General features: G+C 70.7%; 21 protein-coding genes. 14 read left to right on the forward strand and 7 right to left on the reverse strand.

Features of this window, described 5'->3' with window-relative positions:
• Positions 1 to 553: 553 nt before the first annotated feature.
• Both AB0B58_RS04190 and rny read left to right on the forward strand, forming a co-directional pair.
• Positions 554 to 1243: a hypothetical protein gene (locus tag AB0B58_RS04190; RefSeq protein ID WP_360217143.1), complete on the forward strand. Its 690-nt coding sequence runs from the start codon at positions 554 to 556 to the stop codon at positions 1241 to 1243.
• A 374-nt stretch (positions 1244 to 1617) separates the two neighbouring features.
• Complete coding sequence (gene rny / locus AB0B58_RS04195) at positions 1618 to 3339, forward strand: ribonuclease Y (RefSeq protein ID WP_360217146.1); 1722 nt, start codon at positions 1618 to 1620, stop codon at positions 3337 to 3339.
• A gap of 73 nt (positions 3340 to 3412) precedes the next feature.
• On the opposite strand, the gene AB0B58_RS04200 is transcribed toward rny, so the two are convergent.
• From AB0B58_RS04200 to AB0B58_RS04215, 4 genes are all read right to left on the reverse strand, one after another.
• Positions 3413 to 4291 carry an amino acid ABC transporter permease gene (locus AB0B58_RS04200; protein WP_360217149.1) on the reverse strand — a complete coding sequence of 293 codons (879 nt, stop codon included), beginning with the start codon at positions 4289 to 4291 and terminating at the stop codon, positions 3413 to 3415.
• Between the two features lie 73 nt (positions 4292 to 4364).
• Complete coding sequence (locus AB0B58_RS04205) at positions 4365 to 5039, reverse strand: amino acid ABC transporter permease (protein WP_360217152.1); 675 nt, start codon at positions 5037 to 5039, stop codon at positions 4365 to 4367.
• Positions 5040 to 5116: 77 nt separating this feature from the next.
• Positions 5117 to 5971: a glutamate ABC transporter substrate-binding protein gene (locus tag AB0B58_RS04210; RefSeq protein ID WP_360217155.1), complete on the reverse strand. Its 855-nt coding sequence runs from the start codon at positions 5969 to 5971 to the stop codon at positions 5117 to 5119.
• Between the two features lie 108 nt (positions 5972 to 6079).
• Positions 6080 to 6826, reverse strand: a complete 747-nt coding sequence (locus AB0B58_RS04215) for an amino acid ABC transporter ATP-binding protein (RefSeq protein WP_360217158.1) — start codon at positions 6824 to 6826, stop codon at positions 6080 to 6082.
• A 208-nt stretch (positions 6827 to 7034) separates the two neighbouring features.
• On the opposite strand from AB0B58_RS04215, the gene AB0B58_RS04220 reads away from it, so the two are divergent.
• Genes AB0B58_RS04220 through AB0B58_RS04235 form a run of 4 tightly spaced genes read left to right on the forward strand, consistent with a single transcriptional unit; the run spans position 7035 to position 11451 of the window.
• Positions 7035 to 7451, forward strand: coding sequence for a hypothetical protein (locus AB0B58_RS04220; RefSeq protein ID WP_360217161.1), 417 nt, complete (start codon positions 7035 to 7037; stop codon positions 7449 to 7451).
• A gap of 20 nt (positions 7452 to 7471) precedes the next feature.
• On the forward strand, positions 7472 to 8980 hold the full coding sequence (miaB, locus tag AB0B58_RS04225) for a tRNA (N6-isopentenyl adenosine(37)-C2)-methylthiotransferase MiaB (protein ID WP_360217164.1): 1509 nt from the start codon (positions 7472 to 7474) through the stop codon (positions 8978 to 8980).
• A gap of 39 nt (positions 8981 to 9019) precedes the next feature.
• Positions 9020 to 10444: a GGDEF domain-containing protein gene (locus tag AB0B58_RS04230; protein ID WP_360217167.1), complete on the forward strand. Its 1425-nt coding sequence runs from the start codon at positions 9020 to 9022 to the stop codon at positions 10442 to 10444.
• Between the two features lie 59 nt (positions 10445 to 10503).
• On the forward strand, positions 10504 to 11451 hold the full coding sequence (locus AB0B58_RS04235) for a pyridoxal-phosphate dependent enzyme (protein ID WP_360217170.1): 948 nt from the start codon (positions 10504 to 10506) through the stop codon (positions 11449 to 11451).
• Between the two features lie 123 nt (positions 11452 to 11574).
• On the opposite strand, the gene AB0B58_RS04240 is transcribed toward AB0B58_RS04235, so the two are convergent.
• The gene (locus AB0B58_RS04240) at positions 11575 to 12783 is read right to left on the reverse strand and encodes a DUF349 domain-containing protein (protein WP_360217173.1); all 1209 of its coding nucleotides are present in this window, start codon (positions 12781 to 12783) and stop codon (positions 11575 to 11577) included.
• Between the two features lie 172 nt (positions 12784 to 12955).
• Between AB0B58_RS04240 and miaA the strand changes: the two genes are divergently transcribed.
• Genes miaA through AB0B58_RS04255 form a run of 3 tightly spaced genes read left to right on the forward strand, consistent with a single transcriptional unit; the run spans position 12956 to position 15464 of the window.
• A complete protein-coding gene (gene miaA, locus AB0B58_RS04245; RefSeq protein ID WP_360217176.1) occupies positions 12956 to 13873 on the forward strand; it encodes a tRNA (adenosine(37)-N6)-dimethylallyltransferase MiaA in 918 nt (305 codons plus the stop codon).
• A gap of 8 nt (positions 13874 to 13881) precedes the next feature.
• On the forward strand, positions 13882 to 14724 hold the full coding sequence (gene dapF / locus AB0B58_RS04250) for a diaminopimelate epimerase (protein WP_360217179.1): 843 nt from the start codon (positions 13882 to 13884) through the stop codon (positions 14722 to 14724).
• Positions 14724 to 15464 (forward strand): glycerophosphodiester phosphodiesterase family protein, encoded by a 741-nt coding sequence (locus tag AB0B58_RS04255; protein ID WP_360217182.1) that lies wholly within the window; start codon positions 14724 to 14726, stop codon positions 15462 to 15464. Before dapF ends, AB0B58_RS04255 begins: the two co-directional genes overlap by 1 nt.
• A gap of 18 nt (positions 15465 to 15482) precedes the next feature.
• Here AB0B58_RS04255 and AB0B58_RS04260 read toward each other — a convergent pair whose 3' ends face one another.
• Positions 15483 to 16943 carry an NAD-dependent malic enzyme gene (locus tag AB0B58_RS04260; protein ID WP_360217185.1) on the reverse strand — a complete coding sequence of 487 codons (1461 nt, stop codon included), beginning with the start codon at positions 16941 to 16943 and terminating at the stop codon, positions 15483 to 15485.
• Positions 16944 to 17115: 172 nt separating this feature from the next.
• Here AB0B58_RS04260 and hflX point away from each other — a divergent pair, with 172 nt between their 5' ends.
• Both hflX and AB0B58_RS04270 read left to right on the forward strand, forming a co-directional pair.
• Positions 17116 to 18510, forward strand: coding sequence for a GTPase HflX (gene hflX / locus AB0B58_RS04265; RefSeq protein WP_360217189.1), 1395 nt, complete (start codon positions 17116 to 17118; stop codon positions 18508 to 18510).
• A gap of 87 nt (positions 18511 to 18597) precedes the next feature.
• Positions 18598 to 20262, forward strand: coding sequence for a hypothetical protein (locus AB0B58_RS04270; RefSeq protein ID WP_360217192.1), 1665 nt, complete (start codon positions 18598 to 18600; stop codon positions 20260 to 20262).
• A 68-nt stretch (positions 20263 to 20330) separates the two neighbouring features.
• Here the strand turns inward: AB0B58_RS04270 and lexA are convergent, their stop codons facing one another.
• A complete protein-coding gene (gene lexA / locus AB0B58_RS04275) occupies positions 20331 to 21086 on the reverse strand; it encodes a transcriptional repressor LexA (protein WP_360217506.1) in 756 nt (251 codons plus the stop codon).
• A 311-nt stretch (positions 21087 to 21397) separates the two neighbouring features.
• On the opposite strand from lexA, the gene AB0B58_RS04280 reads away from it, so the two are divergent.
• The 3 genes from AB0B58_RS04280 (at position 21398) to AB0B58_RS04290 (ending at position 25491) form a co-directional block, all read left to right on the forward strand.
• Positions 21398 to 21721 carry a LysM peptidoglycan-binding domain-containing protein gene (locus AB0B58_RS04280; RefSeq protein ID WP_360217195.1) on the forward strand — a complete coding sequence of 108 codons (324 nt, stop codon included), beginning with the start codon at positions 21398 to 21400 and terminating at the stop codon, positions 21719 to 21721.
• 321 nt (positions 21722 to 22042) lie between these two features.
• Positions 22043 to 22573 (forward strand): transcriptional regulator NrdR, encoded by a 531-nt coding sequence (gene nrdR / locus AB0B58_RS04285; RefSeq protein WP_360217198.1) that lies wholly within the window; start codon positions 22043 to 22045, stop codon positions 22571 to 22573.
• Between the two features lie 29 nt (positions 22574 to 22602).
• On the forward strand, positions 22603 to 25491 hold the full coding sequence (locus tag AB0B58_RS04290; RefSeq protein ID WP_360217201.1) for a vitamin B12-dependent ribonucleotide reductase: 2889 nt from the start codon (positions 22603 to 22605) through the stop codon (positions 25489 to 25491).
• Positions 25492 to 25552 lie beyond the last annotated feature (61 nt).

Here is a 25552-nt window from a genome sequence, read left to right on the forward strand (position 1 = left end):
CTCCGGGCCTGCGCCGGCGTTCGGGCCTGCGCCGGCCGGTGGTCCGGCAGGCGTAACGGCTCCCGGTGCCGGTCCGGCAGGCGAATTCACGCCGACAGGCAGCCCGGCGGGCGAAGCCGTGCCGATGCCTGAGCCCGCGACCGCCGCCCCTCACTACGCCCCGCGATACTCCACCGCCGAGAACTCAACCCCACCGGACCCCGCCGGCAACAACGCCGGGAACAATCAGCAATACAGCTACGGCCCGTTCCACGGAGGCACGCAGCAGCCGAGCGAACCCCACCCGACTTCGGGTGAGACTCCGGCTTACGGCGCGGCTCCGACTCCGACTTCGGGTGGGGGTCCGGCGTATGGTGCGACTCCGACTTCGGGTGGGGGTCCGGCGTATGGTGCGACTCCGACCTCGGGTGAGGGCCCGGCATACGGAGCGGGTCCGACCTCGGGTGGGGGTTCGGCCTATGCGGAGGACTACAACGCCTCGAGCCCGCCGAACTGGTCTGCCACCGATTCCGTCTCCGGGAGCGGCGGCGCCGCTGATCCCTACGGCTTCTCGGTGGCCCCGTCGTTCGGCGGCGGGCCGCGCATCGAGCCCACCCCGAAGCAGCCCCGGGGTCGCTTCGTCGTCCCCGCGCTCGCCGGCCTGGTGGTCGGCCTGCTCGTCTTCGGCACCGGCGGCTGGTTCCTCGGGCGTTCGACCGCCGCCGACCCCGCCCCGGTGAAGGGCGGGACGCCGACGGTCAGCGCCGCCCCGGTCCTGGGTGCGTACGAGCAGAATCAGATCGCGCTCAACCAGCCGAGGCTGTCCGGCGCCCTGGCCCCGGTCTCTCAGGGCTGGCTTCCTCACCTCTCCGGCTGCGTCCGCAGCGGAGAGAAGGACGGCCCGACGGCCAACAGGGCGGAGAAGGCCCGGGTCCGCTGCGAGATGGACGCCATGAGCGTCATTTTCGTGGAGTATGCGACCGCTGCCGATCGGGACAAGGCGCGGGTCAAGACGCTCGGTCAGAACGTCGATGCCCGTGAGCTCACCCCGGGGGTCGGGCCCGCCGTCGAGCGGGCCACTCCTTCGGGCCGGACCAACGGCAATTACGTGGAGTTCGCGTACCAGGCCTCGGGCAAGACTGTCAGTGGTATCTGGTGGGATGACAGTTCTACTCCGGTGGCCGCCTACCTGCTTGCGTACTGGAAGGAAGGCAGTGGGTCGAAGTGGGAGCCGATGCGTGACATCTGGGCCCGCTACGCCTGAATTGCCCCCCAACGTACCTGAGCAGGGCGTGAGTGGGTCTGTGCCAAGCGTCCCGTCCTCTGCCGAATCATGAGTCCTTGACCGAACCGGCACTTGCGACCTAGCCTCGCGTTACACAAGGTTTGTTCGACCATCGCAGGCTAAGCGCACAATATAGATCGCATCACATTACGGCATCACTTACGGCGCAGGGCGCCATCGATGCCTCCGCCGCCCGCAGACCGCGCGGGCGGGGGCCAGACATGCCCGGCGGTCGGCCATCGACGCCGCATCAGGCGCCGTCGGCCGAACGCGCCCGCGGTCAGCCGCCTTTGGTCGGGCATCCCTACACAGTCGGCGCAGCCATGCGCCGCGGCGAGGGGAGACGCGGCGAGATGACCGCCCTTTGGGTGCTCGTGATGGCGATCGTCGTTCTCGCAGCCTTCGTGGTGGTCGGCCTGGTCCTCGGCGCTCGCGCGCTGCGCCAACTGCAGGAGAGCAAGACCGCCGACCGGGACCGTCGTGAACAGACCGTCGATGACGCCATGGCCAAGGTCGACGACGCGAACGCCAAGGCCGCTTCCGTACGCGCGGAGGCCGCCGCCGCCAAGGCCGAGGCGACCGCGGCGCGGGCCGAGGCCCGCCGGGTCCTCGAGGACGCGCACGGTGAGGCCGACACGATCCTCGAACACGCCCACCGCCAGGCCGAGTCGGACGCGGAGCAGGTGCGCGCCGCCGCCCGGCGCAGCGGCGAGCGCGAGGTCGCGCTGCTGAACGCGACGGCCAAGGAGCAGGCCGCGGAGGTCGAGCGCCGCGCCGCCCGGATCGACGAGCGGGAGCGGCTGCACGCCGACGAGGTCGAGCGGCTCGTCGAGCGCGAGCGCCGGCTCGTCGCGATGGACACCGACCTGTCCGCCCGCGAGGCCGCGCTGACCGTCCGGGAGGCCGAACTCGCGGGCGCGGAGGACGGCCGCCGCCGCGAGCTCGAGCGGATCGCCGGGCTGACCGCGGACGCCGCCCGCGCCGAACTGATCGAGAACATCGAGAGCCAGGCGAAGCGCGAGGCGGCGATCCTGGTGCGCGACATCGAGAGCGAGGCGAAGCACACCGCCGACACCCGGGCCCGGCACATCGTCGTCGACGCGATCCAGCGCATCGCCAGCGAGCAGACCGCGGAGAGCGTGGTCAGCGTGCTGCACCTGCCGAGCGACGAGATGAAGGGCCGGATCATCGGCCGCGAGGGCCGCAACATCCGCGCGTTCGAGTCGACGACCGGGGTCAATCTGATCATCGACGACACCCCGGAGGCGGTCCTGCTCTCCTGCTTCGACCCGGTGCGCCGCGAGGTCGGCAGGCTGACGCTGGAGAAGCTGGTCCTGGACGGCCGGATCCATCCGCACCGCATCGAGGAGGTCTTCGACAGCGCCAAGAACGAGGTCGAGCGCCTCTGCGAGCGCGCGGCCGAGGAGGCGCTGGTCGACGTCGGCATCACCGACATCCACCCCGAGCTGGCGACGCTGCTCGGCCGGCTGCGCTACCGCACCAGCTACGGCCAGAACGTGCTCAAGCACCTGGTCGAGACGGCGCACATCGCCGGCATCATGGCCGCCGAGCTGCGCCTGGACGTTCCGACGATCAAGCGCTCGGCGTTCCTGCACGACATCGGCAAGGCGCTGACCCACGAGGTCGAGGGCAGCCACGCCCTGATCGGCGCGGACCTGGCCCGCAAGTACGGCGAGTCCGAGGACGTCGTCCACGCGATCGAGGCGCACCACAACGAGGTGCCGCCGCAGACGGTCGAGGCGGTGCTGACCCAGGCCGCGGACGCGTGTTCCGGCGGCCGGCCGGGCGCGCGCCGCGAGAGCCTGGAGGCGTACGTCAAGCGTCTCGAGCGCATCGAGGAGATCGCCGCCGGCAAGGTGGGGGTGGACAAGGTCTTCGCGATGCAGGCGGGCCGCGAGATCCGGGTGATGGTCCGGCCGGAGGACGTGGACGACATCGGCGCGGCGGTCCTGGCCCGCGACGTCGCGAAGCAGATCGAGGAGGAGCTGACGTACCCGGGGCAGATCCGGGTGACGGTCGTCCGGGAGTCGCGGGTGACGGAGCTGGCGCGCTGACGCGCCGACCGGAGAACGCGAACGCGCCCGGCCGCCACCACGAAGGGCAGGCGCCGGGCGCGTCGGCGACCAACTAGGCTCCGGCGGCCCCGCCGGTCTCGGCGGCAGCGGCCAGGACCGAGCCGCCGGTGGCCTTCGGGGCCTTGCCCTGGCGCCGGGTCCGGCGCTCGAGCCAGCCGGCGAAGGCGGTCAGCGTCGCGTTCACCGCGATGTAGATGATCGCGGCCACGATCGCCGCCGCGACGATGTTGCCGAAGTTCGCCGCCAGGTTGTTGACGCTCTGCAGCAGCTCCGGGTAGCCGATGATGTAGCCCAGGGCGGTGTCCTTCACCAGGACGACCAGCTGGCTGACGATCACCGGGAGCATGGCCCGGGCCGCCTGCGGCATCAGGATCTCGCTCATCACCTGGCCCTTGCGCATGCCGATGGCGTAGGCGGCCTCGCTCTGCCCGCGCGGCACCGACTTGATGCCGGCGCGGAAGGCCTCCGCCAGCACCGAGCCGTTGTAGAGCGTGAGGCCGGCGACGACGGCCCAGAACGGCGGCATCGGTGACTCGGTGATGAACGGGACGCCGTAGAAGATGAAGAACATCAGCAGCAGCAGCGGTACGGCGCGGAAGAACTCCACGACCATGCCGGCCGGCACGCTGAGCCACCGGTGGTCGGAGAGCCGCCCGACCGAGAAGACGAGGCCGAAGATCAGTGAGAGCACCATTGCGACGGCCGCGGCGCGCAACGTCGCCGACAGGCCCGGCAGCAGGTAGTCCGTCCAGGTCGACGCCTCGGTGAACGGCTTCCACAGCGCTGCCGCCCACTGGCCCTTCTCGTCGAACTTGAGGTAGACCCAGTACAGCAGCGCCAGCAGGCCGATGCCGAAGACCACGGTCAGGGCCGCGTTGCGAATCTTCGCCCGGGGACCGGGGTGGTCATAAAGAACGGCATCCGTGCTCATGCCATCCCCTCCGCTGGCGCTCCGGCGCTGACATGAGTCAGACACTGAGTCGATGATTCGCTCGCAAGCTCGCTCATCGCTTGACCGCCATCCGGTTGGCCAGCCAGCCGAAGGCGTAGCCGGTGGGGATCAGGACGGCCGCGAACGTTCCCGCGAAGACGAGGAAGATCGCGATGACCGCGTCGCCGTTGGCGTTGATGAGCTCCTTCATCGCGTTGGAGGACTCCGCCAGGCCGATCGTGCCGACGATCGTCGAGTTCTTCGCCAGGGCGATGAAGATGCTGCCCAGCGGCGCGATCACGGCCCGGGCCGCCTGGGGGAGGACGATGATCGTCAGGGTCTGGAAGAAGGACATCCCGATCGCGCGGGCCGCCTCGGCCTGCCCGGCCGGGACGGTGTTGATGCCCGAGCGGATCGCCTCACAGACGAACGCGGCGGTGTACACCGACAGGCCGATCACGCCGAGCCAGTAGTTGTTGCGGTCGATGTCGTCCGACAGCTTGACGCCGAGCGTCGAGAACAGGCCGAAGTAGCAGAAGAAAATGATCAGCGTGAGCGGCGTGTTCCGGAACGTGTTGACCCAGGTGGTGCCGAAGCCGCGCAGCACGGGCACCGGCGACACCCGCATCGCGGCGAGCAGGACGCCGAGAATGAGGGCGCCCACGGTGCCGGCCGCGGTCAGTTTCAGGATCCAGAGGAATCCCGTCACGTACACGTCGATGTTTGTGGGATCGGAGAAGACGTCCATCGTCCTCGCTTCCTCGCGCCGCGGCAGGGAACGGCGGGCGGGGCCGGCAGCGCCGGCCCCGCCCGCTCACTTGAAGATCAGCTGCAGTTGGTGAGCTTGGTGACGTCGAGTTCCGGCGCCGGCTTGCCGCTCTTGCCGAGCGAGTTGTCCCACGCGGCCTTGTACGACCCGTCGGCGGCGGCCGCCTTCAGGATCTCGTTGATCTTGTTGCAGCCCTCGGTGTCGTCCTTCTTGAGGCCGATGCCGTACGGCTCCTCGCTGAAGGGCTTGCCGACGACCTTGAACTTGCCCGCGTACTGGTCCTGCGCGGCGTAGCCGGCGAGGATGATGTCGTCGGTGGTGACCGCGTCCACCTGGCCGCCGGCCAGCGCCGTCACGCACTTGGAGTACGAGTCGAACTGCTGGAGCTTGGCGTCCTTGTACTCGGTCTGGATCCGCTTGGCCGGCGTGGAGCCGGAGACGGAGCAGACCTTCTTGCCGGCCAGCGACTCGGGGCCGGTGATCGTCGAGTTGACCGGGACGAGCAGGTCCTGGCCGGCGATGTAGTACGGCCCACCGAAGTTGACGACCTTCTTGCGCTCGTCGTTGATCGTGTAGGTCGCCACGACCACGTCGACCTGACCCTGCTGGATGAAGGGCTCACGGTTGGACGACACGGTCGTCTTGTACTCGATGCCGGACTCGGGGACGCCGAGACCCTTCGCGATGATCTTCGCGATCTCGATGTCGAAGCCGGTGTAGGTGCTGCCGGTCTGCAGGCCGAGGCCGGGCTGGTCGGCCTTGACGCCGAAGACCAGCTTCTTGTCGCTGCCGGCCTTGCCGACGATGCCGCTGGCCGCCGTGTCCGACCCGCTGTCGTCTCCGCCACATGCTGCCGCGGCCATTACCAGGGCGAACGCCCCGGCCACTGCCGTCATACGGGTGATACGCATCGTCCTGCTCCTCCTGCTGGAAACTGCAACAACGTGAACGTGCTCGTATCGTGCAAATGCTTCAAGTGACCTGTCGGAAACCGGAAACGAAGTATCCGGTGTGGACGCTCAATGGGTAAGGATCTTGGAGAGGAAGTCCTTGGCGCGGTCGCTCTTGGGGTTCTCGAAGAACTCGGCGGGCGGGGCCGACTCGACCAGTTGGCCGTCGGCCATGAAGACCACCCGGTTGGCGGCGTGCCGCGCGAAGCCCATCTCGTGGGTGACGACGACCATCGTCATGCCCTCGCGGGCGAGGGAGGTCATGACGTCGAGGACCTCGCCGACCATCTCGGGGTCGAGCGCGCTGGTCGGCTCGTCGAAGAGCATCGCCTTGGGCTGCATGGCCAGGGCGCGGGCGATGGCGACGCGCTGCTGCTGGCCGCCGGAGAGCTGGGCGGGGTACTTCTCCGCCTGGCTGGCGATGCCGACCCGGTCGAGCAGCCCCATCGCGCGCTCGCGGGCGACGGCGGCCTTCTCGCCGCGAACCTTGACCGGACCCAGCATCACGTTCTGCAGAATCGTCTTGTGCGCGAAGAGGTTGAACGACTGGAAGACCATGCCGACCTCGCTGCGCAGCCGCGCCAGGGCCTTGCCCTCGGCGGGCAGCGCCTGGCCGTCGAACGTGATCGTGCCCGAGTCGATCGGCTCGAGCCGGTTGATCGCCCGGCACAGCGTCGACTTGCCCGACCCCGACGGTCCGATCACGACGACCACCTCGCCGCGGTCGACCGACAGGCTGACATCCTGCAGGACGTGGAGTGGGCCGAAGTGTTTGTTGACGCCCTCGAGAACGATGAGAGGCTCGCTTGTCGGCACCGTCGGACCACCGTCCCGTCGTTGGGTTCACTCGGATGGGGCCACTCTATGGGCGTGGTCATATCGGTTCACACCGAGATTGGTCACGGAGCGGTAACTGTGCAGGTGCGAGGCCGAAGGGATGTCCACGATGAGCGGTATGGCTGACGCCGATCCGACAGACGGACTCTGGAGTTGGTGCGCGTCCGGACGCCTGGATGCGGCACTTGTGCGAGCCGCCGTGTCGGGCGCCCTGCGGCGCCCGGTGGCGACACTGGACGCTCCCGCCGACGGCGCGGTGCTCTGTGACGTATGGCACGTCGGCGGCGACTTCCCGACCTTGATCGAATGCTTCCTCGCGCCGGGCGACCTCGCCGAGTCGACGATCGCCAGCGCCGTCTCGGTCCGGCTCGGCGCCGACCTGCTGCTGCCGGACGACACCCTCAACCCGACCCGGTACGTGCTCGCGGAGCCGGACGGGACGCTGCGGGCCGTGCACGTCGAGGAGGTCGAGACCGACGACGGTACGGAGCGCAGCCACCTGCGCCCCTGCACCGGCGACGACCCGGCCTGTGCCCGGGGGCCAGGCTGCGGGCGTTCGCGGTGGAAGCCGGCACCCACGCCGGAACGACCCGCGGCGGCATAGGACTATCCTGGTCAACTGCCATGACTACCGAGACCCGGGGCTCAGCCCCTGATGCAGGCGCCGCCCGCACGTACGACGTGCGCACCTACGGCTGCCAGATGAACGTGCACGACAGTGAGCGCATCTCCGGCCTGATGGAGGGCGCCGGATATGTCCGTGCGGTCGACGCGGACGCGGCGGACGTGGTCGTGTTCAACACCTGCGCGGTCCGGGAGAACGCCGACAACCGCCTGTACGGCAACCTCGGTCACCTGCGCCCCACGAAGCTCAGGAACCCCGGCATGCAGATCGCGGTCGGCGGCTGCCTGGCGCAGAAGGACCGCGGCGACATCGTCAAGCGGGCGCCCTGGGTCGACGTGGTCTTCGGCACCCACAACATCGGCTCGCTGCCGGCGCTGCTCGAGCGCGCCCGGCACAACCAGGAGGCCGAGGTCGAGATCCTCGAGTCGCTCGAGGTCTTCCCGTCGACCCTGCCGACCCGCCGCGAGTCGACCTACGCCGGCTGGGTGTCGATCTCGGTGGGCTGCAACAACACGTGCACGTTCTGCATCGTGCCGTCGCTGCGCGGCAAGGAGAAGGACCGCCGCCCGGGCGACGTGCTGGCCGAGGTCGAGGCGCTGGTCGCGGAGGGTGTCCTCGAGGTCACCCTGCTGGGTCAGAACGTCAACTCCTACGGCGCCGAGTTCGGCGACCGGCTCGCGTTCGGCAAGCTGCTGCGCGCCTGCGGCGACGTCGACGGCCTGGAGCGGGTCCGCTTCACCAGCCCGCACCCGAAGGACTTCACCGACGACGTGATCGCCGCGATGGCCGAGACGCCGAACGTGTGCCACTCGCTGCACATGCCGCTGCAGTCCGGCTCCGACCAGGTGTTGCGGGCGATGCGCCGCAGCTACCGCTCGGAGAAGTACCTCGGCATCATCGACAAGGTCCGCGCCGCCATGCCGGACGCGGCAATCACCACGGACATCATCGTCGGCTTCCCGGGCGAGACCGAGGACGACTTCGAGCGCACCCTCGACGTGGTCCGGCAGGCCCGCTTCTCCAGCGCGTTCACCTTCCAGTACTCGAAGCGCCCGGGCACCCCGGCCGCGACGATGGAGGATCAACTGCCCAAGCAGGTCGTACAGGAACGCTACGAGCGCCTGATCACCACGCTCGAGGACATCACCTGGGCGGAGAACAAGAAGCAGGTCGGCCGCGCGGTCGAGGTCCTGGTCGCGACGGGCGAGGGCCGCAAGGACGAGCGGACGGGCCGGATGAGCGGCCGGGCCCGCGACGGCCGGCTGGTGCACTTCGCCACCGGCGACCTGACCGGCATCCGGCCGGGTGACATCGTGCACACCGAGATCACGTACGCGGCACCGCACCACCTGAACGCCGACGGCGCGCCGCTGGGTCACCGCCGCACCCGGGCCGGCGACGCGCACGAGGCGGGCCGGGCACCGCGCACGGCCGGGGTGTCGCTGGGCCTGCCGACCGTGGGCGTGCCGGCGCCGCTGCCGGCCACCACCGGCGGCTGCGCCCTGTAAAGGTCTCACGTATCGGCGAGCCCTGCCGATCCGGGGGATATGGCTCTGCGTTGGTATGCCGCGGTCTCCTTCGCCCTGGTGGCGGGGTACCTGGCGTTCCCCGCTGACCAGCGGACGATCCCGTTCCTGATCGTCACGTTCGCCGCCGTTCCCGCCGTGATCGTCGGGATGCGGCGCAGCGCCCCCGCCGCGCGCGCCCCGTGGTGGCCGGTGCTGGCCGGGCTGGTGGTCTTCAACATCGGCAACCTCGCCTGGCTCTGGTACTTCTACGTGCAGGGGCGGGCGACCGGCGACGGCACGCTCGCGGACCTGCTGTACAACCTGGCCAACCTGCTCATGCTCGCCGGGGCGATGACGGTGGTGCTGCGCCGGGGCCGGCGCGACATCGGCGGCCTCATCGACTCCGGGATCACCGCGTTCGCCCTCGGCGGGCTGCTGTGGGACGCCTTCGTGCTTCCTCAGCTCACCGCCGCCGACACGCCGATGCCGCGCCAGGCCGCCCTCTTCGTCAACGTCCTGGTCATGGCGGGCGGGCTGGGTGCCCTGCTGCGGGTGTCGATGGTGTCCGGCCGGCAGGTGCCCGCACTGTGGCTGATGACGCTCAGCATGGGAACGGGGCTCGCCGGCAACCTCGCGGCGGCCTTCGCCGTCGACCCGGCGACGGGTACCCGCCCCGACTGGACCACCGTGGTGTTCATGGCCGGGTACACGTTCCTCGGCTGCGCGGCGCTGCACCCATCGTCGGCGGTCGTCACCCGCCCCGGCCCGGAGCCCAGTGACGACCTGACGGCGGGCCGGCTGATGTTCCTCGGCATCATGACCGCTCTGATCCCGCTGGTCGGCGGCGGCCGGGCGATCTTCAATCTGCCGACCGACGGGCTGCTCGTCGCGCTCGGCTCGGCCGTGGTGGTCCCGCTGGTCATGCTCCGGGTGGCCCGGCTCGCCAACCAGCGCCGCCGGGCGGAGCGGGCGCTGCTGCAGATGGTCAACCGCGACGCTCTCACCGGGCTGCCGAACCGGGCCGGGTGTCTCGAACGGCTCGCGACCGAGCTGGAACGGCCGGGCGTCGCCGTCCTCTTCTGCGACCTCGACGGCTTCAAGCCGGTCAACGACCGGCTCGGCCACGCGGCCGGCGACGAGTTGCTGATCACGGTCGCCGCGCGGCTGCGCGGCTGCATTCGCGACGAGGATCTGGTGAGCCGCTTCGGCGGCGACGAGTTCGTCGTGGTGTTGCGCGACGACGACCCCCGCACGGCGGTCGACGCGGTGTGTGCCCGGATCCGCGAGATGGTCGCGCAGCCGTTCGCCGCCGGCGGGGAGAGCGTCCGCATCGGCATGAGCGTCGGTGTGGCCTTCGCGGAACAGGGAGCCTGTATCGACGGCCTGATGAACCGCGCCGACCTGGCCATGTACGAGGCCAAGCAGTCCAAGAACGTCGGCGCCCTCAGCCTGGCGCTGGCCTGAGGTCCAGCGCCTCGCGATTGGCATCGGACGTCCGGCGCGGCGCCGGGGATGATGGCGGGATGGATCTCAGCTTCGCCGACGTGGCCGCCGCCCGGGACGTCGTCTACCGGCACCTGCCGCCTACCCCGATGTGGTCGTACCCGTTGCTGGACGCGGCCGTCGGCGCGACCGTGTTCGTCAAGCACGAGAACGTACAGCCGGTCGGTGCGTTCAAGGTGCGCGGCGGGTTCACCCTGCTGGAGGCGATGTCGCCGGCGGAACGGGCCCGGGGCACGGTCAGCTACTCGACCGGCAACCATGCACAGTCGATGGCCTACGCCAGCGCGGCCTACGGCGCGCCGTGCCGGGTGGTGATGCCGGAGTCGGCCAGCCCGGCGAAGGCCGAGGCGACCGCGGCGCTCGGCGCCGAGGTGATCCTGCACGGCCCGGATCTGGAGACGGCGCAGCGGCACGCCGAGCACCTGGCGGAGTCCACCGGCGCGCGGCTGATCAGCCCGGGCGACACCCGCGAGCTGCTGGCCGGGGTCGGCACGCTCTACCAGGAGATCCTCGAGGCGGAGCCGGATCTGGACGCCGTCCTGGTCCCGATCGGCAGCGGTACGGGCGCGGGCGCGGCGGCCGTCGTGGCCCGCAAGCTCGCCCCGAGGTGCCGGGTCATCGGCGTCCAGTCTGATGCGTCGCGGGCCGCTTACGATTCCTGGAAGTCCGGCGAGCTGGTCAAGCGCCCGAACCGCACCCGCGTCGACGGCCTGGCGACCGGGCGCGGTTTCGACCTGCCGCAGCGCCTGTTGCGCGAGGGCCTCAGCGACTTCCTGCTGGTGACCGACGACGAGATCATCAAGGCGCAGCGACTGATGGCGACCCGGGCGCACACCCTCGCCGAGGGCGCCGGCGCGGCCGCCCTGGCGGGCGTGTTGAGCCGGCCGGACGAATTCGCCGGCAAGCGGGTCGCGGTGGTCTGCACGGGCGGCAACGCGAACGCAGCGGAGCTGGCCGCGCTGGGGTGACCCCGCCGCCACGGCCCCTGGCTGGGGCGGTGCCCCGGTGCTCGTACAGAAAAGGGATTTTGATTTAGAAGCCGGAGCGGCGGCGGGCCGGAACCCGCCGCCGCTGCCGGCTGGGAAGACTGATCAATTCGCCTGTTCTGCCAGGGAGAGGAACTGGCGCTTGGAGGAGAGCGCCTGCTCGGCCTCCTTGATGCGGCGGGCGTCGCCCGCCGCCTGAGCCCGGGCCAGCCGCTGCTCGGCCTCGGCGACCTGCTCACGCATCTGCTGCAGCAGCGGGTTGTCCTGCGGCGCGGTCTTGCGCCACGCCGAGTCCATCGCCACCCGGATGCGCTCCTCGGCGGCACGCCAGCGGCGGTCCAGGCTCGCCGCCGCCTCGCGCGGCACCCGGCCCGCGTCGTGCCAGGCGGCCTGCGCATCGCGGAGCTTGTTCTGCGCGCCGCGGGGATCGGCGTCGACGTCGAGCCCCTCGATCTCGGTCAGGATCGCCTGCTTGCGGTCGAGGTTGCCCTTGTACTCCGCGTCGCGGGCCGAGAAGACCTCGCTGCGGCGGGTGAAGAAGGCGTCCTGAGCAGCCCGGAAGCGTTCCCAGAGGCGCTGCTCGGCCTCCTTGGCCGCCCGCGGCGCGGCCTTCCACTCGTTCATCAGGTCCTTGAGCCGGTTGGCCGTCGACGACCACTCCGTCGAGTCGGCCAGGCTCTCGGCCTCCTTGACCAGCTCTTCCTTGGCGGACTGCGCCTGCTTGCGCTGCCCGTCCAGGGTGGCGAAGTGCGCGCCGCGGCGGCGGGTGAAGCCGTCGCGGGCCGCCGCGAACCGCTTCCACAGCTCGCCGTCGGTCTTCTTGTCGACGCCGCGGATGGTCTTCCACTCGTCGAGGATCTCCTTGAGCCGGTCGCCGGCGCTCTTCCAGCCCGTCGACTCGGCGGCGATCGTCTCCGCCTCCTCGACCAGCGCCGTCTTGCGCGCCAGCGCCTCACCGCGGGCCGCCTCGCGGGCGGCCTTGGCCTCGCCGGCCTTCTCGTCGGCGACGGCGGTCAGCCGGTCGAGGCGGGCGGCGAGCCCGTCGATGTCGCCGACCACGTGTGCCTCGTCGAGGCTCGCGCGGATCCGCTTCACGCTGGTCAGCGAGTGCGCGGCATCGGCCGCGCCGGACTTGAGGCGGGCCTCGATGAGGTCGACCTCGGTCACCAGGTCCGCGAAGCGCCGGGCGAAGTGGGCCAGGCCCTCCTCGGGCGTGCCCGCCTGCCATGAGCCGACCACGCGGTCGCCCTCGGCCGTCTTCACATACACGGTGCCGTCGGCATCCACGCGCCCGAAGGCCGTCCAGTCGTTCATGAGCCCACCCTCGTTCTCCCGGCGGTGCGGGCCTCGCTGCCCGCGACCACCGCCATAGCGCAGTCGAATGCCATCATTCCATCGGCATTCTTTCTCGCGCATTGTCACAGGTCCAACCCGGTTCCGGGGAAGCGCCCGCGGATGACCGTGACCAGCCCGTTACGGTGGCTCCGTGCCTTTGCTCCCATCTCCCGGAGTCATCGCGGTCGTCGGGCCCACCGCCGCCGGGAAATCCGCCCTCAGCATCGCCCTCGCGCATGCCCTCGGGGGCGAGGTCGTCAACGCCGACTCCATGCAGCTCTACCGGGGTATGGACATCGGCACGGCCAAACTCACCGCTGACGAGCGGGAAGGCGTGCCGCACCACGTCCTGGACGTCTGGGACGTGACGCAACCGGCCAGCGCCAAGGAGTACCAGGAACTGGCCCGGGCCGCGGTCGAGGACATCGCCGCCCGGGGCCGGGTGCCGCTGCTCGTCGGCGGCTCCGGGCTCTACGTCCGGGCGGTCCTGGAGGAGTTCGAATTTCCCGGCACGGATCCCGCCATTCGGGAGCGGCTGGAGCTGGAACTGGCCGCGGAGGGCCCGGCGGCGCTCCACGCCCGCCTGAAAACGCTCGACGCGAGCGCCGCCGCGAAGATCCTGCCGTCGAACGGGCGGCGGATCGTCCGGGCGCTGGAGGTGATCGAGCTCACCGGCGAGCCCTTCACCGCCGCCCTGCCGGCACCGGCCCCGTACTACGAGTCGGTGCAGATCGGCGTCGACCGCGACACCGCCGGGCTGGACCAGCGGATCGCCGACCGGGTGGACCTGATGTGGGCCGCGGGCCTGCTCGACGAGGTGCGCGGGCTGGACGGCCTGCGGGAGGGCCGGACGGCGAGCCGGGCGCTGGGCTATCAGCAGGCGCTGGCCCAGCTCGACGGCGAGCTGACCGAGGAGCAGGCCAAGGACGAGACCGTGCGGGCGACCCGCCGCTTCGTGCGCAGGCAGCGCTCCTGGTTCCGCCGCGACCCGCGGATCACCTGGCTCGACGGCGCGTCGGCCGCACTCACGGAGGACGCATTGGCGGCCTGCGCGGCGGCTGCGCGATGATGGACCGCGTGTTGTTCACCAAGGGCCACGGCACCGGAAACGACTTCGTCATCCTCGGCGACCCCGACGGGGCGCTGGAGCTGACCCCCGCGCTGGTCGCGGCGCTCTGCGACCGGCGCCGCGGCATCGGCGCGGACGGCGTGCTGCGGGTCGTGCGCAGCGCCAAGCATCCGGACGGCGCCGGCCACGCGGGCGATGCCGAGTGGTTCATGGACTACTGGAACGCCGACGGCTCGTTCGCCGAGATGTGCGGCAACGGCGTCCGGGTCTTCGCGCGCTACCTGGTCGCCAACGGCCTGGCCGACCCCGGCCTCGACGACCTGCCGGTCGCGACCCGGGCCGGCGTCGTGCGCGCGCGGGTGGGCGACCCGATCATCTCCGTCCGGATGCGCGCCCCCGAGGTGTACGGCGCGAGCACGGCCACCGTCGGCCAGCTCACCTTCCCGGGCGTCGCCGTGGACTGCGGCAACCCGCACCTGGTCTGCGGCGTGCACGACGGCCTCCCGCTGAGCTCCCTCGACCTGCACGCGGCGCCCGGCTACGACCCGGCGCTGTTCCCCGGGGGAGTGAACGTCGAGTTCACCACCGTGGGTGAGGCGGTCGAGGGCGCCGACATGCACATGCACATGCGGGTCTACGAGCGTGGCTCGGCCGAGACGCTGTCCTGCGGCTCGGGGGCGCTCGCGGTCGGTGCGGTCGCGCTGCGCGACGCCGGGCTGAAATCCGGAGTGGTCGCCGTCGACCTGCCCGGCGGCCGGCTGACGGTCACCTTCGACGGCTCGTCCTGGTGGCTGGCGGGGCCGGCGGTGCTGGTGGCGACCGGTGAGGTCGACCCGGCGGCGCTCGCCTGATGGCTGCCCTGCACCGCGTGGCGCACCGCGGGTACTCCGCCGTCGCGCCCGAGAACACGTTGCCCGCGCTCGCCGCCGGGGTCCAGGCCGGGGCCACGTTCATCGAGTTCGACGTCCGGACCACCGCCGACGGCGTACCGGTGGTGATCCACGACCGCACGGTCGACCGCACCACCGACGGGTCCGGCAAGGTCTGGGAGCTGACCCTCGACGAGGTCTCCGCGCTGGACGCGGGCTCCTGGTTCTCCCCGGCGTACGCGGGGGTGCGGATCCCCCGCCTCACCCAGGTGCTGGACCTGTTGCGAGGGGGCCGGGCCGAGCTGCTGCTCGAGATCAAGCCGCCGGCCACGCTGGAGCAGGTCAAGAACATCATCGGCCAGGTGGCGGACGCGGGCCTGCGGGGCCGCACGGTCGTGCAGAGCTTCGACCCGGCCATCGTCGCTCTGGTGGCCGAGGCCGCCCCGGAGCTGCGGCGCGGCCTGCTGCGGGACGGCTTCGACGCCGAGCAGGTCGCGGTCGCCCGCGAGCTTGGCGTCAGCTACTGCAACCCGTCGACGACCGCGGTGCTGGGCGCGCCCGCGACGGTCGCCGCCCTGGTCGGCGCCGGGGTGGCGGTGATGCCGTGGACGGCCAACGACATCACGCTCTGGCCCGCCCTGGTCGAGGCCGGCGTCGCCGGCCTCATCTCGGACCGGACCGGCGAGCTGACCGGCTGGGCGACCGCGCTCGGTGCCGGCTGAGCCGGCCCGGACCGTCCGTCAGAACGTTCCGCCGGGTGCCCCGTCCAGCTCCGCCTCGGGCATGGCCGCCGAGTTCTGGTGTGCCGGCGCGCCCTTGACCACCTGGCGGATCGCGGCGGCCACCGCCGGGGTCACCCGCGGGTCGAAGACGCTGGGGACGATCACCGTCGGGTTGAGCTTGTCCTCTCCCACGACGCTCGCGATCGCCATCGCCGCGGCGAGCGCCATCTCCTCGGTGAACTCCTCGGCGCTGACATCGAGCATGCCGCGGAAGACACCCGGGAAGGCCAGCACGTTGTTGATCTGGTTGGGCTGGTCCGAGCGGCCCGTCGCGACCACGGCCGCGTGCTGCCGCGCCGCACGCGGGTCCACCTCGGGGTCCGGGTTGGCCAGCGCGAACACGATCGACCTGTCCGCCATCTTGGCGATGTCGTCGCCGGTCAGCAGGTTCGGCGCGCTCACGCCGATGAACACGTCCGCGCCGACGATCGCGCCGGCGAGGTCGCCGGAGTAGCCGTCGCGGTTGGTGTGCTCCGCCAGCCACTGCCAGGTCGGGCTGAGGTCGTCCATGCCGCGGTGCAGGGCGCCCCTGCGGTCGTACGCGATGATGTCGCCGACGCCCTGGCGCAACAGCAGCTTCATGATCGCGGTGCCCGCCGCGCCCGCGCCGGAGACCACGACCCGGACGTTCGCCAGGTCCTTGCCCACCACCCGCAGCGCGTTGGTCAGCGCGGCCAGCACGCAGATCGCGGTGCCGTGCTGATCGTCGTGGAAGACCGGGATGTCGAGCAGTTCGCGCAGCCGCATCTCGATCTCGAAGCACCGCGGCGCGGCGATGTCCTCCAGGTTGATGCCGCCGTACGCCGGCGCGATCGCCTTCACGATCGCCACGATCTCGTCGGTGTCCTGTGTGTCCAGCACGACCGGCCAGGCGTCCACCCCGCCGAAGCGCTTGAAGAGGGCGGCCTTGCCCTCCATCACCGGCATCGCCGCGGCCGGGCCGATGTTGCCGAGGCCCAGCACGGCCGAGCCGTCGCTGACCACGGCGACCGTGTTGCGCTTGATGGTGAGCCGGCGCGCGTCGGCGGGGTTCTCCGCGATGGCCATGCAGACCCGCGCCACCCCCGGCGTGTACGCCCGGGACAGCTCGTCGCGGTTGCGCAGGGCGACCTTGGAGCTGACCTCGATCTTGCCGCCGAGGTGCAGGAGGAACGTGCGGTCGGAGACCTTGCGGACGTCGACTCCGTCCTGCTCCTCCAGCTGCTTGACGACCTGGTCGGCGTGGCTTGAGTCGGCGGTGTCGCAGGTGAGGTCGACGAGCACGTGGGTGGGGTCGGAGTCCACCACGTCGAGCGCCGTCACGATCGCACCAGCCTCGCCTACACAGGTGGTGAGCCGGCCGATGGAGGAGGCGTCGGCGGTCACGGCGATGCGGATCGTGATCGAGAATCCTGCACTGGGCAGGCGGGTGGTCACCACGGTGTTCCCTCCGTCGTTGGCGGGTGCGTACCCGTAATCTTGCTCTTCGGGAATAGCGGACACCAATCCGGTGGTTGCTGATACGTCAGACACTCTGCGACAACGCCCCGCACCGTTATGTGGATGCGCTCGGCACCCCGGGCGTGCCACGATCGGGCGGAGGAGGTCACTTTTGCGTACTGAGGTATTCGAACCGGACGTCACCACCGGTGAGCTGGAGCTCGAGGAGCGCCACTCCCTGCGTCGGGTCGCCGGTCTGTCCACCGAGCTAACGGACGTCACCGAGGTCGAGTACAGGCAGCTGCGACTCGAACGTGTCGTACTGGTCGGTGTCTGGACCGAGGGCAGCATCTCCGACGCGGAAAACTCCCTCACGGAGCTGGCCGCGCTCGCCGAAACGGCCGGTTCCGAGGTCCTCGAGGGCCTCATCCAGCGCCGCGGGCGTCCCGACGCGGCCACCTTCATCGGTCGGGGCAAGGTCGACGAGCTGCGCGACGTGGTCGTCGCCACCGGCGCCGACACGGTCATCTGCGACGGCGAGCTCTCGCCCTCGCAGCTGCGCAAGCTCGAGCAGCAGATCAAGGTCAAGGTCGTCGACCGCACCGCGCTGATCCTGGACATCTTCGCCCAGCACGCGAAGAGCAAGGAAGGTAAGGCGCAGGTCGAGCTGGCACAGCTGCAGTACCTGCTGCCCCGCCTGCGCGGCTGGGGTGAGTCGCTGTCGCGTCAGGGCGGTGGCGCGGGTGGCGGTTCGGGCGGCGGCGTCGGCACGCGTGGTCCCGGTGAAACCAAGATCGAGACCGATCGTCGGCGGATCAACACCCGCATCTCCCGCCTCAAGCGCGAGATCAAGGCCCTGCGGACGGTACGCCAGACGAAGCGTTCCAAGCGCACCAACAGCGGCGTGCCGGCGGTCGCCATCGCCGGCTACACGAACGCCGGCAAGTCCAGCCTGCTGAACAGCCTCACCTCGGCGGGCGTGCTGGTCGAGGACGCGCTGTTCGCGACGCTGGATCCGACGACCCGCCGGACAGCGGCCGAGGACGGGCGCGTCTTCACGCTCTCCGACACGGTCGGCTTCGTCCGGCACCTGCCGCACCACATCGTCGAGGCGTTCCGCTCGACGCTGGAGGAGGTGGCCTACTCCGACCTGGTCGTGCACGTCGTGGACGGCGCGCATCCGGACCCCGAGGGTCAGGTGACGGCGGTCCGGGAGGTGCTCGGTGAGGTCGGCGCGGACCGGATCCCCGAGCTGCTGGTCGTCAACAAGATGGACGCGGCCGACGAGGAGACCATCCTGCGGCTCAAGCGGGCCTGGCCGGACGCGGTGTTCGTGTCGGCGCGCTCGGGCCTCGGCATCGCCGAGCTGCACGCGGCCATCGCCCAGCGGTTGCCCCGTCCGGCGGTCGACCTGCGGGTGCTGCTGCCCTACGACCGTGGCGACCTGGTGGCCCGGATCCACCGCGGCGGGCAGGTGCTGGACACCCGCCACACCGAGGAGGGCACCGAGCTGCGTGTCAGGGTGGGCGAGCAGTTGGCCGCGGACCTCGCCGCATTTCGGCTGTAAAGCGCCGATTGTCGGATTCTGGACTGTGGAACCAGGGTTGATCCACGCGTAACACCAGTTCGAGACGCCGCATGCGACACTGATCGGATGCGGCGTCTCGTGTTCCCGGTCATCCTTGCCTCCGGGCTGGTGATGTTGGGGGCCGTGCCCGCCTCTGCCGAGCCCGCTCCCGCGGGGCCCTCGGCGAAGGCAGCGGCCGGCAAGAAGCTTTGTAAGATCACCGACTCGTCACTGCCCGAGCTGTCGGGGATCGTGGCCACCAAGGACGGCTACGCGGTCGTCAACGACGGCGCCGACGTGCCGAGCCAGAAGAAGGTCTTCCTCCTCGACGACGAGTGCGAGATCACCAAGCGCGTCGATTACACCGGCAACGGGCCCCGCGACACCGAGGACATGGTGCTGTCGCCGGACGGCAAGACGCTCTGGATCGCCGACATCGGCGACAACAACGTCCGGGACAACCCCGACGATCCGCGCTCGACCATCGGCCTCTGGACCATGCCGGTCAACGGCTCCAAGAAGCCGAAGATCCACCGGCTGGCGTACCCGGACGGCGACAAGCACGACGCCGAGGCGCTGCTCATCAACGGCGACGGCACGCCGATCATCGTGACCAAGGAGACGGTCGGCAAGCCGGCCGGCATCTATGTCCCGGCCGCGCCCCTGAAGACGAACAACGACGAGGGCGTGCCGCTCAAGAAGGCCGGCCAGGTCGAGCTGCCGCGCACGGACACCCCGGGCAGCCCGCTCGCCCGCCTCGCGCAGGGCATCGTCACCGGCGGCGCCGTAGCGCCGGGCGGGTCGAAGGTCGTGCTCCGCACCTACCTCGACGCCTTCGAGTGGGACGTGCAGAACGGCGACGTGCTGGCGGCCCTGAAGAACAAGCCCCGCCAGACCGGCCTGCCCAACGAGCCGTTCGGCGAGGCGATCACCTACAGCCCGGACGGCAAGCAGTTCTACACGGTCTCCGACATCGCCTCTTCGCCGGACCCGGAGGCCGCCAACTACATCCTGAGCTACACCCCGGCGACGAAGGTCGTCGAGGCGAAGGCGGCCGCCGACAAGGGCGGCGCGGCGAGCGGCAGCCCCTGGTATTCGAGCCTGAGCCTCACCGACATCACCTACCTCGTGGGCGGCGTCGGAGTGCTCGGCGCGATCCTGGTCGGCGCGGGCGTCTTCGGCATCATGCGGTCCCGCAAGAAGGCCCCGCCGGAGCCGGTCGCCAAGAGCGTCGACCCGACCGGCCCGAAGCCGATCGACGCCCGGACGGAGCTGCTGTCGGTCGGCGGCCCGGCCCAGCGCCCCGGTGTCTACGGCGGCAACCGCCCTCCGGCCGGAGCACCGTCCGGCCCGGGCGTCTACGGAGCCAAGCCGCCGGCGCCGCAGAAGGGCGGCGGCGTCTACGGCGGGAGCGGTGGCCGTCCGCCGCAGGGCCAGCCCGCGGCCCGGCCCGCTCAGCCGCCGGCCGGTCGCCCGGGTGGCGGCCGTCCCGCCGGTGTGCCGCCGGCGCAGCCCGGCCGTCCCGGCGGTGCCCAGCCCGGTCGTGGTGGCCAGCCGGCTCGCCCCGGTCAGGGCGGTGGCCGTCCCGGTGGTGGCGTCTACGGCGCACCGCCGGCACCTCCGCCCGCCACGGGCCGCCCGCCCGGTGGCGGATCGCAGCGCCCGTCGGGCTTCGCGGGCCCGCAGGGTGGCGGCCGTCCGCCCGGCCGCCCGGACAACCGTCCAGACGGCCGCACACCGTACGGCCTCTGATCCACGCGGCCTTCGGGCCCGCGGCCTGCTGACGCGCGTGGTCGCCATGGCGTGTGCGTGCCGGGCCGTCAGACCCGGCGCAGGACGGCGACCACGCGGCCCATGATCGTGGCGTCGTCGCCCGGGATCGGGTCGAAGGCCGGGTTGGCCGGCATCAGCCACACGTGCCCGTCACGCTGCCGGTAGCTCTTGACGGTCGCCTCGCCGTCGATCATCGCCGCCACTATCTCGCCGACGTTCGCCGTCGGCTGCTGGCGGACCACGACCCAGTCGCCGTTGCAGATCGCCGCGTCGATCATCGAGTCGCCCTTGACCTCGAGCATGAAGACGTCGCCCTCGCCGACCAGCTCGCGCGGCAGCGGGAAGAACTCCTCCACCGCCTGCTCGGCGAGGATCGGCCCGCCGGCGGCGATCCGGCCCAGCAGCGGCACGTACGCCGGGGTCGGGCGGGCCGAGCGCAGCGTCTCGTCGTCGACCATCTCGCTGGGCGCCCGCACGTCGACCGCGCGGGGGCGGTTGGGGTCGCGCCGCAGGAAGCCCTTCTTCTCCAGTTCCTTGAGCTGGTAGGCCACGCTCGACGGCGAAACCAGGCCGACCGCCTCGCCGATCTCGCGCACGCTCGGCGGGTAGCCGTAGCGCTCCACCCAGTCCCGGATGAACTCGAGGATCCGGCGCTGCCGGGCGGTCAGGTCGGCGGTGACCAGGTCGGGGAACTGGCTGACCACCGGTGTGACGGCGCGCAGCTGGGGCGCGTCGCCGCCACGGGCCCGGGACGGCGTGCGGCGGCGGATGGCCGCCTTCGTGTTGGCGGGCTCGGGCTGCAGATCCTTCTGGTGTTGCCGGCTCGTCCGGTCGTCGGTCGACACGTCCGCCCTCCCTGTCGGCCAGTGCCTCGTCGGCACGTGGTGCGCTCGCGGAGCCGGGCAGTCGCCGTGGGGATGGACTTGTGCCCGGCTGACCCCTCTTGACCGAGAACCGTAACGGCGCCGTGCGACATATTCAAACATCTGTACGACTTTCTCGCGGCGTGTCGCCCGTTAGTGCTCGACTTCCGTACGCCTGTTCTGATACACCGTCGTACGGGCGTTCGATAGAACGCATGTCCGAGAGACGTATGCGAGGAAAGGAATATGCCGTGGTGACCACTGGTGCGCGCCGGCAGCCGGCACCCTTGCGGCTGACCCGGCGGGGGCGCGTCGTAGTGCTGACCTTCTTCATCCTGCTCGCGTCTCTCGCGAGTGCCGTGTTGTGGACCACTGCCTCCCGGGCCGGTGACCCCGCGGCCGGCCCGGCGCCTACCGTCGTCGTCCAGCCGCATGACACTCTCTGGTCGATCGCGGGCCGGGCGGCTCCCGGCCGCAGCCCGTGGGAGGTCGTCGCGGAGATCCGCAGGCTCAACGGTCTCGACGGCTATTACATCCACGCCGGTGAGACTCTGATCCTCCCGCGGGAGCGCTGATCGCCCTTGTTGATCAAGACGTTTCGGTGCTGCCCGTGACCGGCGCGGTACCGGTCGTGTTGAGGTAGAAAATGCGGCGCGCCGACGCGCCGGTGAACTTGCATCGACGTCTGCGGCGGCCTAACGTCAACCCCAACATCTAGTAGTTACAAGGGTGTAAGTCATCCACAGGTTGGGGTCAGGCAACCCCGCAAACCACGGGTTCGTCCAACAGCCACGAGGCGGGATCCACCGCCGCGGGGCTGTCGTTCGGTGTGCCCGTGAGGCGGTCTGCCGACGGCTTCCTGCCGGGTGGCCGGACCCGGCGACAGGGGGATTTCGGTGCGGTGTCCGTACTGCCGGCACGCCGACTCGCGGGTGGTCGATTCGCGAGAGGCCGACGACGGCCAGTTGATCCGTCGTCGGCGGTCGTGTCCCGAGTGCGGTAAGCGGTTCACCACGGTCGAGGAGGCCGTGCTGGCGATCGTGAAGCGCAACGGCGTCACCGAGCCCTTCAGCCGGACCAAGATCATGAGTGGCGTCCGCAAGGCCTGTCAGGGCCGGCCGGTCGACGAGGACTCGATCGCGCTGCTCGCGCAGAAGGTCGAGGAGACCATCCGGGCCAAGGGCGCGGCGGAGGTGCCGAGCCACGACGTGGGCCTCGCGATCCTCACGCCGCTGCGCGAACTGGATCAGGTGGCCTACCTCCGCTTCGCGAGCGTCTACAAGTCCTTCGACTCGCTGGACGAGTTCGAACGTGAGATCACCGAGCTGCGAGAGGCGGCCACCGCCGGCGAGGCGGCTGAGCGGCACGTGGTAGCCGCGCGGCCCGGCAACCGGCCGCCCAAGATCAGCGCTCAGGAAAAAGCTTGATGCAGGAAGCAATCGAGGGGGAGCACCAAATGGCCGGTGACGGCATGACAGCAGGCAGGCAGCGCAATCGCGCGGGCAACGGGGGCGCCACGGCCGGGGGGCTGCGGATCGAGCGGGTCTGGACGACCGAGGGCGTCCACCCGTACGACGAGGTCGAGTGGGAGCGCCGCGACGTCGTCATGACGAACTGGCGGGACGGCTCGGTCAACTTCGAGCAGCGCGGTGTCGAGTACCCCGCATCGTGGAGCGTCAACGCCGCCAACATCGTCACCACGAAGTACTTCCGGGGTGCGGTCGGCACGCCGGAGCGCGAGTGGTCGCTCAAGCAGCTCATCGACCGGGTCGTGAAGACCTACCGCAAGGCGGGCGAGGACCACGGCTACTTCGCCAACCCGGGCGACGCCGAGCTCTTCGACCACGAGCTGACCTGGATGCTGCTGCACCAGGTGTTCAGCTTCAACTCGCCGGTCTGGTTCAACGTCGGCACGGCCTCCCCGCAGCAGGTCAGCGCCTGCTTCATCCTGTCCGTCGACGACTCGATGGACTCCATCCTGGACTGGTACAAGGAGGAGGGGCTGATCTTCAAGGGCGGCTCCGGCTCCGGCGTCAACCTCTCCCGGATCCGCTCCTCCAAGGAGTTGCTCTCCTCCGGTGGCACGGCCAGCGGCCCGGTCAGCTTCATGCGCGGCGCGGACGCCAGCGCCGGCACGATCAAGTCCGGCGGCGCGACCCGCCGCGCGGCCAAGATGGTGATCCTCGACGTCGACCACCCCGACATCGAGGAGTTCGTCACCACCAAGGCCCGCGAGGAGGACAAGATCCGGGCCCTGCGCGACGCCGGGTTCGACATGGACCTCGGCGGCAGCGACATCGTCTCGGTGCAGTACCAGAACGCCAACAACTCGGTGCGCGTCAGCGACGAGTTCATGCGGGCGGTCGAGGAGGGCGGCACGTTCGACCTCCGCGGGCGGATGAACGGCGAGACGATCGAGACCATCGACGCCAAGCGGCTGTTCACCGAGATCGCCAAGGCCGCGTGGGAGTGCGCCGACCCCGGCCTGCAGTACGACGACACCATCAACGACTGGCACACCAACCCGGAGACCGGGCGCATCACCGCGTCCAACCCGTGTTCGGAGTACATGTCGCTGGACGACTCGTCCTGCAACCTCGCCTCGCTCAACCTGATGCGCTTCCTCAAGGCCGACGGCGGCTTCGAGGTCGAGAAGTTCGTCAAGAGCGTCGAGTTCGTCATCACCGCGATGGACATCTCGATCTGCTTCGCCGACTTCCCGACCAAGCGGATCGGCGAGACCACGCGCGCCTACCGCCAGCTCGGCATCGGATACGCGAACCTCGGCGCGCTGCTGATGGCGTCCGGCCTGCCGTACGACTCGGAGGGCGGCCGCAGCCTGGCCGCCGCCATCACCTCGCTGATGACCGGCGTGGCGTACCGCCGCTCCGCCGAGGTGGCCGGAGTCGTCGGCGCTTACGACGGCTACGCCCGCAACGCGGACGCCCACAAGCGGGTCATGCGCAAGCACGCCGCGGCGAACGACGAGATCCGCCCGTCGGGCACCGTCGCCACCGCGCTGGTCCGCGAGGCGACCCGGCAGTGGCAGCAGGGCAACAAGACCGGCGAGAAGAACGGCTGGCGCAACGCGCAGGCCTCCGTGCTCGCGCCGACCGGCACCATCGGCCTGATGATGGACTGCGACACCACCGGCGTTGAGCCCGACCTCGCCCTGGTCAAGTTCAAGAAGCTCGTCGGCGGCGGCTCGATGCAGATCGTCAACCAGACGGTGCCGCGCGCCCTGCGCAGCCTCGGCTACCCCGAGGAGCAGGTCGAGGCGATCGTCGAGCACATCGCCGACCACGGCATCGTCGTCGACGCGCCCGGCCTCAAGCCGGAGCACTACCCGGTCTTCGACTGCGCCATGGGCGAGCGTTCCATCGCCCCGATGGGCCACGTGCGCATGATGGCGGCCGTGCAGCCGTTCATCTCGGGCGCGATCTCCAAGACGATCAACATGCCCGAGTCGGCGACCGTCGAGGACATCGAGAACGTGCACTACCAGGGCTGGAAGCTGGGCCTCAAGGCGCTCGCGATCTACCGCGACAACTGCAAGGTCGGGCAGCCATTGTCTGCATCGAAGAGGTCTGCTGCACCTAGCGAACAGGGTCAGGCTGCCGCGGTCGAGCCGGTCGTGGAGCGGGTCGTCGAGTACCGCCCGGTCCGCAAGCGCCTGCCGAAGAAGCGCCCGTCGGAGACGGTCTCCTTCTCGGTCGGCGGCGCCGAGGGCTACCTCACCGCGTCGTCCTACCCGGACGACGGCCTCGGCGAGGTCTTCCTGAAGATGTCGAAGCAGGGCTCGACCCTGGCGGGCGTCATGGACGCCTTCTCGGTGGCGATCTCGATCGGCCTGCAGTACGGCGTGCCGCTGGAGACCTACGTCAGCAAGTTCACCAACATGCGCTTCGAGCCCGCCGGCATGACCGACGACCCGGACATCCGCATGGCGGCGTCGGTGATGGACTACATCTTCCGTCGCCTGGCGCTGGACTTCCTGCCGTACGACACCCGTGCCGAGCTCGGCATCTTCACCGCCAAGGAGCGCGCGGCGCAGATCCAGGCGGAGGCCGCGGCCGAGGCCGCCGGCGTGGACCTGGCCGGCATGGCCGCGTCCGCCCCGGTGTCCGCCCCGGTCGGCGCGGTGTCCGCCCCGACGGCATCGGTCCCCGCGGCCGAGGCCGAGAAGGAGGCCCCGGCGGCGGTCGGCTCGTCGACGGAGCTGCTGGAAGTCGTCCTGGGCACCTCGGCCGACGCGCCGCTCTGCTTCACCTGCGGCACGAAGATGCGCCCGGCCGGAAGCTGCTACGTCTGCGAGGGCTGCGGCTCCACCTCGGGCTGCAGCTGACCTCGGCGTGACCTGAGGTTTCTCCGGGCCGGGGTGGTCGGCGTTCGCGCCGGCCACCCCG

The organism is Actinoplanes sp. NPDC049118 (assembly GCF_040648555.1).
GTDB lineage: Bacteria > Actinomycetota > Actinomycetes > Mycobacteriales > Micromonosporaceae > Actinoplanes.

Coding starts and splice junctions, on each gene's coding strand:
- AB0B58_RS04210 (WP_360217155.1), bottom strand. CDS start 5,971: ATGCGTATCACCCGTATGACGGCAGTGGCCGGGGCGTTCGCCCTGGTA.
- AB0B58_RS04255 (WP_360217182.1), top strand. CDS start 14,724: ATGGCTGCCCTGCACCGCGTGGCGCACCGCGGGTACTCCGCCGTCGCG.
- miaB (WP_360217164.1), top strand. CDS start 7,472: ATGACTACCGAGACCCGGGGCTCAGCCCCTGATGCAGGCGCCGCCCGC.
- AB0B58_RS04290 (WP_360217201.1), top strand. CDS start 22,603: ATGGCCGGTGACGGCATGACAGCAGGCAGGCAGCGCAATCGCGCGGGC.
- AB0B58_RS04240 (WP_360217173.1), bottom strand. CDS start 12,783: ATGAACGACTGGACGGCCTTCGGGCGCGTGGATGCCGACGGCACCGTG.
- AB0B58_RS04235 (WP_360217170.1), top strand. CDS start 10,504: ATGGATCTCAGCTTCGCCGACGTGGCCGCCGCCCGGGACGTCGTCTAC.
- rny (WP_360217146.1), top strand. CDS start 1,618: ATGACCGCCCTTTGGGTGCTCGTGATGGCGATCGTCGTTCTCGCAGCC.
- AB0B58_RS04270 (WP_360217192.1), top strand. CDS start 18,598: ATGCGGCGTCTCGTGTTCCCGGTCATCCTTGCCTCCGGGCTGGTGATG.
- AB0B58_RS04205 (WP_360217152.1), bottom strand. CDS start 5,039: ATGGACGTCTTCTCCGATCCCACAAACATCGACGTGTACGTGACGGGA.
- AB0B58_RS04200 (WP_360217149.1), bottom strand. CDS start 4,291: ATGAGCACGGATGCCGTTCTTTATGACCACCCCGGTCCCCGGGCGAAG.
- AB0B58_RS04230 (WP_360217167.1), top strand. CDS start 9,020: ATGGCTCTGCGTTGGTATGCCGCGGTCTCCTTCGCCCTGGTGGCGGGG.